Source organism: Bradyrhizobium sp. P5_C11_2 (assembly GCF_054049755.1).
The window spans coordinates 1-7431 of the sequence record NZ_JBFULT010000377.1; the positions used below are offsets into that span (position 1 = coordinate 1).

Genomic DNA, 7431 nt, shown 5'->3' on the forward strand with positions numbered 1-7431 from the left:
GGATGGCTGCGACAAAACCGCTCGCGCGCGGACCGGTCGGCGCGCGCACATGGAACGGGTTCTATTTTTTAGGCAGGCCAAGAATTGCCATGCGCACGACTTCGACGCCGCCTTGGCGAGCTCCGCCAGCCTGGCGAACCAAAAGGCATCGGGTTGGGGATGAACTGCTGCGCTCTCGGTGCCTCAATCGGCGGCGGGAAGCGGAGCCCCGGCGTTGACGAGCCCTTCCGAACGGAGCTCGCGCCAGAAATCGGCGGGGATGGCTTCCTCAAGCGCAGCGCGATCCTCGGCGATGCGGCTCGGGCGGCTCGCGCCGGGAATGACGGCCGCCACTAGCGGATTGGCGAGCGCGAACTGCAGGCCTGCCGCCTTCATGCTGATGCCGTAGCGGTCGGCGATCGCCTTGATTCGCGCCACCTTGTTGAGGATTTCCGGAGGCGCCGGCGCATATTCGAAGTTCGGACCGCCGACGAGCGCGCCCGAACTGTAGGGGCCGCCCACGACGATCGCGAGCTCGTGTTCCGCCGCCATCGGCATCACCCGCTGAAGCGCCCTTGCATGATCGAGCAGCGTATAGCGGCCCGCGAGCAGGAAGCCGTCGGGGCGCGGCTCTTCGAGCGCGAGCAGCAGCTCGATCGGCTCGACCCGGTTGACGCCGAGGCCCCACGCCTTGATCACGCCCTCGTCGCGCAGCCGGTCGAGCGTCCTGAACGCGCCCTTGCGCGCGCTTTCGAAAACCGCCAGCCATTCGTCGCCGTAGAAATCCTGCGCGACGTCGTGCACGAAGGCGATGTCGATGTGATCGGTGCCCAGCCGTTTCAAACTGTCCTCGATCGAGCGCAGCGTCCCGTCCCGGGAATAGTCGTTCACGATCCTGTTCGGGCGCCCGTATTTGAAGACGCCGCCCTTCTCGCCGAGGTCGCGGGCACTGACATCCTCGATCTCGTCCAGGATCAATCTCCCGACCTTGGTGCTGACAACATAGTCGCTTCGCGGCCGGCCGGCGAGCGCAGCACCCATGCGGATCTCGGCAAGACCTGCGCCATAGAAGGGCGCCGTGTCGAAATAACGGATGCCGTCGTCCCAGGCTGCATTCACCGTCGCCAGGGCTTCCTGCTCCGGGATGTCGCGGAACATGTTGCCAAGCGGCGCCGCACCGAAGCCCAGTCTTCCCGGCAGAATATCCTTGAGGGCCATGTTGCGAGTCCTTGTGTGTGACAGCCGAAGCCATCCAGGCGCGGCGCGATCGGTCTCACTCGGCGTCTGCGCTTCTGATGAACGCCGCGACCTCGCGCGGATGCGACAGCATCACCGCGTGGCTGCTTTTTAGCTCCGCCACTTTCGCGCCCGAGCGCTTGGCCATGGTGCGCTGTGCGGTCGGGGGGATCATGTGATCCTCGCTCGTCACCATGTAGTAGGTCGGCTTCGCCTTCCAGGCCACGCGATCGACCTTGGTCTGCACCGCCTGCAATCCCCAGGGCAGTTGCGCAGCCCCCATGAAGCGGGTCGTGGCCGCGTCGACATCGGCCGCGAACGAGGTGGGGAATTTATCGCGCTCGACGAGGAGATAATTGCCTTCGGCGACAAGCGGAGCCTTGTGCTCTCCGGCCGGCGCCGGTGCTTCCGCCAGCGTGCTGACCGACTCCCCGGCGTCGGGAGCAAATGCCGCGAGATAGACGAGGCTGCGAACCTTCGGATTGTCGCCTGCTTCCGTGATGACCATTCCACCATAGGAATGCCCGACGAGAATGACCGGATGCCGCGCCTTGGCGATCACGCGTTCGGTCTCCGCGACATCGTCACGAAGCGTGATCGTCGGCTGCTGGACGACGAGCACCTCATAGCCCGCGTCCGAGAGGATGTCGTAGGTGTCCTTCCAGCCCGAGCCATCGACGAAGGCGCCGTGGACAAGGACGATGGAAACGGTTCTTTCGGCCGCGACCGCGGTGGCGGCCTGGGCCGTTGCGATCGACATTGCGGCAAGCGCGGAGATAAGCGGCTTCATACTGGCTCCAATCCTCGATGCGGCGGCATCGCCGTCGATGAGCCCTCCACTAGATCACGCGAGCGGTGCGGTATTTCCGATTCCTGCGCGATGGCGGACGCATCTTGCTCATCCGCGGCGAGACGAGCTCTCGAAGCCGATCTTGCCTGGCTCCAAGCCTTTGCTTTGCTTGCCTTTTACCTCTTTTAACCGCACCGCCTCTGGACTTCGCCACAGCGGCCTGTGAGACATTCGCAACGGCGTGGCGGCGGCCGGGGCCGCAACTCACCACCGGATGGAATGATCGCTCGCTCGCGATGCGGGGCCGGGATTCGCCGCAACTGAAGCGGAGGTCATGATGGCGCTCGTGACGCATGGAGATCAGAAATATCAGAACAGCGAGAAGCTCGCGGAGGCCAGCGATTGGCCGGGACTGAGCATCGAGCATCGCAAGTTCGAGGCGGGGCGCCAGGCAACGCCCGTCCCGATTTGCACCGAGCTCGTCATGCTGCTGTCAGGCGGCGGGATGGTGCGCCGGGCCGGCAACGGCGAAGTCCAGAACAGCCTCGCGCGGCCGGGCATGAGCTATCTCGTCCCCGTGGGGACGCAGGAGAGCCATCTCGAGCTTTCGGACCGGATGGAATGTCTTCATCTCTATCTTCCCCCGGCGCTGCTGGACCAGAGCGCCCTCGCGGACTTTGATATCGATCCGGCCAAGGTTGAGATTGCCTACGCCCACGGTCTGGCGGACCAGGTGCTCTTCCACATCTGCTCGCCCCTTCGCGATCTGCTCTATCGCCCGCGACAGCCGACCGACGCGCTGTTCGTGGAAGGGATCCAGGTCGCGCTGGCGGCGCATCTTCTCGGGAATTATACGATCGACCGCTGGCGCGCGCCCGACAAGTCGCCGTCGCTCGAACCCAGGCGTCTCCAGCGCGTGCTGGACTATATCGAGGCTTGTCTTGGTGGCGACATCAGGCTCGAGGATCTGGCGGCTCAGGCCTGCCTCAGCCCCTATCATTTTTCACGGCTGTTTCGCGAGGCGACCGGGTTGTCACCGCACCGCTATGTGACTGATCGCCGCGTCCAGGCTGCCCGGCAAGAACTTGCACGCGACCGTTTGTCCCTGGTCGAAATTGCCCTTGATTTCGGTTTCGGCTCTCAGGCCAATTTCACGCGCGTGTTCCGCAAGGCCGCAAGTCTGACGCCGGGGCAGTATCGGGAATTGTGCTGCGGCCAGGCCGACGTGAAAGCCGATCGTCCCGATACGGCATCCCGCAGGGATTGCGCATGATCCCGCAGGATTCGGAAATACTGCTCAGCCTGCATCGGGCAGTGCTGTTGTGCCGACCAGATCCGTTAGGGGATATATCGACATGATCGAACTCACGGTGAACGGGACCAAGCATCAGGTTGACGTCGTTCCCGAGATGCCCCTGCTTTGGGTGCTGCGTGACGAGCTCGGCGTCACAAGTCCCAAATACGGCTGCGGGGTCGCGCAATGCGGCGCCTGCACCGTCCGGATCGACGGAAAGGCTGTCCGATCCTGTCAGGCGCATATCGGCGAGATCGCGGGCAAGTCGGTCGTCACRCTCGAAGGCCTGGACAACAGAGACCAGCACCCGGTTCTACAGGCCTGGATCGAACATCAGGTCCCGCAGTGCGGCTATTGCCAGACCGGCCAGATCATGCAGGCCATTTCGCTTCTTGAACACGTCTCCAAGCCAACCGACGACGAGATCAATCAGGTGATGTCCGGCAATCTGTGCCGTTGCGGTACCTATCCGCGCATTCGCGCGGCGATCCATGCGGCGGCCGCCAAAATGGCGGTGAAGTGAGATGGGCCACATGCAGACTCTTTCCCGCCGGGCCTTTGTTTTTGGTTCCGCCGCCATCGCCGGCGGCATCGCCTTTGGTTCTTATGGCAACGCTGAAGCGGCCACCACGGCCAGTGACAATCCATTGGCCGCCGGCCTCGGGCCGAACTCCGTGAGCTTCAATCCATGGGTCGAGATCAGCCCGGAAAAAATCACGCTCATCGCGCAGCACGCCGACATCGGCCAGGGCGTCGGCTCCGTGCAGCCGATCATGATTGCCGAGGAGATGGACCTCGATCCCGGCCAGTTCGAAATTCGCTTTGCGGGGCCGAGCCCCGCCTACTTCAACACCGGCTTCGCAGAAGAGCTTGCGCCGTTCCTGGCGGCGGACCAAAGCCCGGCTGCCGAACAGGCACGCGAGGCCGCGCTCGAATGGCTCAGAAAGTCCGGCCTGCAGATGACGGGCGGGTCAAGCACGGTCCCGGATACCTACGAAAAGTTGCGCGTTGCCGGCGCCGTCGCGCGAGAGACGCTGAAGGCCGCCGCGGCAAAACGCGCGGGTGTCGCTGTGGCGGACCTCCACACCCAATCGGGCCACGTGATCCTGCCCAACGGCACCAGGATCGCCTACGTCGATCTCGCGGCGGACGCCGCCAAGATTCCGCCGGTGCTCGATGCCAAGCCGCGCGATCCCTCGAAATGGCGCTTGCTGGGCAAGCCGATGACGCGCCTCGACGTTCGCGCGAAGGTCATGGGCGAGTTGAAATTCGGCATCGATCAGAAGATGGAGGGCATGATGTATGCCTCCGTCAAGCTGAACCCCGGCAAGGGCCAGCCGCTGAAATCATTCGACGCCAGCAAGGCGCGATCGATGCCGGGGGTCAAGAAGATCCTCGAGATCAAGAATGGCGTTGCGGTGATCGCGACGAACAGCTGGTATGCGATGAAGGCGGTCGATGCCATCACTTGCGAGTGGGCACCCTCAGCGTATCCCGCGGAGCAGGCCGACCATTGGAAGGTTCTGGAATCCTCGTTCAAGCCTGAATTCCTGGGCAAGGAGTGGCGGAAGATCGGCGATGTCGAGGCCGGGTTGAAAAGTGGCACGCTCGTCGAGGCCGAGTATCGCGCGCCTTACGTGGCCCATCAGCCGCTGGAGCCGCTCAACGGGATCGGCCTCGTCTCCGACGCAGGGATGGAGATCTGGGTCAGCCATCAGAGCCCTCAGGCCGTGCAGTACATCGCGGCGACGGCGATCGGTCTCAAGCCGGAACAGGTCACCTTTCACAATCAATGGGCCGGTGGAAGTTTTGGACACCGTCTCGAGTTCGAGAACGTCCGCGTCCTCGCCGAGATCGCAAATCAGATGCGGGGAACGCCGATCAAGCTCGTGTTCTCGCGCGAGGAGGATTTCCTCCAGGACATTCCGCGGCAGATTGCGATTGCCCGCCACAGAGGGAGCATCACCAAGGGCAAGATCGTTGCGGCCGACCTGCAACTGGCATCGACGGCTCCGTTCAAGGGGCTGCTCGAGCGCATGGGCACTCCCTCGAAGGATCCCGATCCTCAATTGGCCGTCGGCACGTGGAATGTCTACTACGACATCCCCAATTTCCGGGCCACGAGCTACGAGGCGCAGGGTCTATCGCCGTGCACCACGTGGCGGTCGGTCGGCGCCTCGACATCGGGCTTCTTCACCGAAAGCTTCATTGACGAGCTGATCCATGCGGCGGGCCTCGATCCGATGAAGGCGCGCATCGAGATGTGCACCGTTCCGCATTACCGCAAATTGCTGGAGACGGTCGCACAGATGTCGGATTGGAAGGGACCGCTCGGCAACGGCCGAGGGCGGGGCGTCGCCTTCGTCGAGTCGTTCGGGACACCGACGGCCGAAGTGGTCGAGGTGACGAAGACGGAGCGAGGAATCCGGATCGACAAGGTCTGGGTCGCGGTCGACGTCGGCAAGATCATGGATCCCGTCAATTTCGAGAACCAGGTGCAGGGAGGAGTCGTCTGGGGGCTCGGCCACGCCATCAACTGCGAACTCACCTACGCAAAGGGCGCGGTGCAGCAGACCAACTACAACCATCACGAAGCCATGCGGATCTACCAATGTCCGGTCATCGAGGTTCGCGGGCTCGAGAACGATCCCAAGGTGAGAGGTGTCGGAGAGCCGCCTGTTCCACCCGCCGCCCCCGCGCTCGCCAACGCGATCTTCGCCGCGACCGGCAAGCGCATCCGCGAAATGCCCTTCAACAAATTCGTCGATTTCGTGTGAGGGCAAGCCATGAAGAGATCACTGATCGCGGTCGCCCTTGCGGCTTCATCAATTGCGGCCCTCACGGGGATTGTCGCGGCCAAGAACGAAGCCGCCAAGGGCGCGCCGCCGCCGGGCAGCGTCAGCCGCGCCGAAGGGCTGGACGCCTGGAAGAGGATTGAGGCCGTGGTGACACATCCACGTTGCGCCAACTGCCACGTCGACGCCAAGGCCATACCGATATGGACGCCGGCAGGCGAAACCAGGCCCCGCGTGCATGGCATGGATATCCATGGCGGAGAGAGCCGCATCGGCGCCGAGGCGATCCCTTGTTCGACCTGTCACATGACCTCCACCCAGGCCAACGATCCGGCGCCGGCGCCGCCGCGCGCCGGCATCGACTGGCAGCTCGCTCCAGTGGCTTTCATCTGGTTCGGCAAGAGTGGCGCTGAGATTTGCGCGCAACTGAAGGATCCCAAACGCAATGGCGGTCGCGACGCGGCGGGTCTCGTCGAACACCTGCGGCACGATGCGTCCCTGAACGGCTTCATCCCTCGCGGGTGGGCCCCCGGAGCAGGTCGCACGACGCCGCCGGGGACGTTCGAGGATCATGTCAAGGACATGGCTCTGTGGGGAGCCGCCGGACAACCCTGTCCGAACTGACGTCTTTGTTGTTGCCGGAAATCGGACGCCGACGTCGCCGGGGCGGAGCCGGTTGCAGGCTCCGCTCCCTCGCGCCTCATCGCCTGACACGTCGCCTTGATGTCCGCTCGTCCTCACGTCACCGCGCCGCCGCGCGGGTTGACGACCGTATAACCCCGCAATGAACGCGCGTGCAGTCTCGTTGCGCGTCCACCCGAGTTGGCGTCATACGCCATCCAGATGTCTCCCTCGAGGTGCTGCTCCAGGACAAAGACGTGCCCTCGCCGTGCAGCAACCATTCCCGGTGCCGGCGATGTCCGTGGAAAGCGCAGCCAGTTGGCTGCCAGATTCAATTCCGGCATGATGCGACCGAACACGCGCAGCGCTGCGCCGCAGCCGCAGAAGGACGACGGACAACCGGCCGGTCGTCCGCCGACGACCTGGCCGCCGGAGACATTCACCGCCGTGGCGGCGCTGCCATCGTAGGCCATCGTGAGTTGTGTCGAGCGGAGCGTTTGCAAGGCGTGCCGCGAAACGCCGTCGCGGCGCGGTTGCGAATACGAGAAGTCGCAGGGCATTGTCACATTGCATTCGGGCGCCTGGGTGGTGCGGTAGGTGCGCGCTTCCGAAGCGGTCGAGCAGGCAAAAACGAGGAACGCAGAAAGGACTAACTTGAACATTGCAGGACTCCGGTTCGTACGGTCCTGCCCCTGACAATGAGCAACCGATAATAA

General features: G+C 63.9%; 7 protein-coding genes. 4 read left to right on the forward strand and 3 right to left on the reverse strand.

What is annotated here, in order from left to right:
- Nucleotides 1-183 precede the first annotated feature (183 nt).
- The gene (locus ACXJL8_RS28135; RefSeq protein ID WP_456618696.1) at nucleotides 184-1197 is read right to left on the reverse strand and encodes an aldo/keto reductase; all 1014 of its coding nucleotides are present in this window, start codon (nucleotides 1195-1197) and stop codon (nucleotides 184-186) included.
- A gap of 55 nt (nucleotides 1198-1252) precedes the next feature.
- Nucleotides 1253-2005 carry an alpha/beta fold hydrolase gene (locus ACXJL8_RS28140; RefSeq protein WP_456618697.1) on the reverse strand — a complete coding sequence of 251 codons (753 nt, stop codon included), beginning with the start codon at nucleotides 2003-2005 and terminating at the stop codon, nucleotides 1253-1255.
- A gap of 337 nt (nucleotides 2006-2342) precedes the next feature.
- Between ACXJL8_RS28140 and ACXJL8_RS28145 the strand changes: the two genes are divergently transcribed.
- The 4 genes from ACXJL8_RS28145 (at nucleotide 2343) to ACXJL8_RS28160 (ending at nucleotide 6718) form a co-directional block, all read left to right on the forward strand.
- Entirely contained in the window at nucleotides 2343-3278 is a 936-nt protein-coding gene (locus ACXJL8_RS28145) for a helix-turn-helix domain-containing protein (RefSeq protein WP_456618698.1), read from the forward strand.
- A gap of 82 nt (nucleotides 3279-3360) precedes the next feature.
- Complete coding sequence (locus tag ACXJL8_RS28150) at nucleotides 3361-3822, forward strand: (2Fe-2S)-binding protein (protein ID WP_456618699.1); 462 nt, start codon at nucleotides 3361-3363, stop codon at nucleotides 3820-3822.
- A gap of 10 nt (nucleotides 3823-3832) precedes the next feature.
- Nucleotides 3833-6076, forward strand: coding sequence for a xanthine dehydrogenase family protein molybdopterin-binding subunit (locus tag ACXJL8_RS28155; protein WP_456618700.1), 2244 nt, complete (start codon nucleotides 3833-3835; stop codon nucleotides 6074-6076).
- A 9-nt stretch (nucleotides 6077-6085) separates the two neighbouring features.
- The gene (locus ACXJL8_RS28160; protein WP_456618701.1) at nucleotides 6086-6718 is read left to right on the forward strand and encodes a hypothetical protein; all 633 of its coding nucleotides are present in this window, start codon (nucleotides 6086-6088) and stop codon (nucleotides 6716-6718) included.
- Between the two features lie 113 nt (nucleotides 6719-6831).
- Here the strand turns inward: ACXJL8_RS28160 and ACXJL8_RS28165 are convergent, their stop codons facing one another.
- Entirely contained in the window at nucleotides 6832-7377 is a 546-nt protein-coding gene (locus ACXJL8_RS28165; RefSeq protein WP_456618702.1) for a hypothetical protein, read from the reverse strand.
- Nucleotides 7378-7431 lie beyond the last annotated feature (54 nt).

Excerpts from the sequence above, each read along its gene's own strand:
- ACXJL8_RS28135 (WP_456618696.1), bottom strand. The coding sequence starts at position 1,197 with ATGGCCCTCAAGGATATTCTGCCGGGAAGACTGGGCTTCGGTGCGGCG.
- ACXJL8_RS28140 (WP_456618697.1), bottom strand. The coding sequence starts at position 2,005 with ATGAAGCCGCTTATCTCCGCGCTTGCCGCAATGTCGATCGCAACGGCC.
- ACXJL8_RS28145 (WP_456618698.1), top strand. The coding sequence starts at position 2,343 with ATGGCGCTCGTGACGCATGGAGATCAGAAATATCAGAACAGCGAGAAG.
- ACXJL8_RS28155 (WP_456618700.1), top strand. The coding sequence starts at position 3,833 with ATGCAGACTCTTTCCCGCCGGGCCTTTGTTTTTGGTTCCGCCGCCATC.
- ACXJL8_RS28160 (WP_456618701.1), top strand. The coding sequence starts at position 6,086 with ATGAAGAGATCACTGATCGCGGTCGCCCTTGCGGCTTCATCAATTGCG.
- ACXJL8_RS28165 (WP_456618702.1), bottom strand. The coding sequence starts at position 7,377 with ATGTTCAAGTTAGTCCTTTCTGCGTTCCTCGTTTTTGCCTGCTCGACC.